The sequence below is a fragment of the Salinimicrobium oceani genome, assembly GCF_012037645.1.
Genome location: NZ_JAAVJR010000589.1, coordinates 1 through 461 on the forward strand (window position 1 = coordinate 1; position 461 = coordinate 461).

1 protein-coding gene is annotated in these 461 nt (G+C 41.9%); it reads right to left on the bottom strand.

All coding sequences use genetic code 11. The features are described from left to right. The coding region (locus tag HC175_RS18395; protein WP_168139682.1) for a DUF1206 domain-containing protein at positions 1–381 on the bottom strand (381 nt) is incomplete at its 3' end. Positions 382–461 lie beyond the last annotated feature (80 nt).

Sequence of the window (461 nt, forward strand, 5' to 3'; positions counted from 1 at the left end):
CGAGCCTGAAGAACCCGAACTGCCTGTGCTGGAGCCAAAGGCTTTTAGAGCTGCCAGCACTGCTAATCCCAGGTAAAGCAAACCACTAAAGAAAAAGCCGGTACGTTTTGCTTTTCCTTTTTTATCATCGCCAATATGTTCTGGATCTTTAACAGCCTGTACAAATCTCCAGGCGGCGTAGCACAAAAGTCCCAGGGCCATAAGTACAAGTAGAATGTTACCAAAAGTTTGCTTTTCCAGCCATTCCAGGACCTGCATTTGTCCTGCTTTTTGGCCTCCCATATCAAAGGCGGCTTTAAAGGTTAAAATTCCAATGATCCCATAAACAACTCCCTTTGCTACAAAGCCGGTACGAGCCATTGTCTTAATATTCTTGTCCATAATTGTTGGTTTAGTTTTCTCTAAAATAGGAGAATACTAAGCCAAAAGCAATCAATTATATTTTATTTAGGGAATGACAG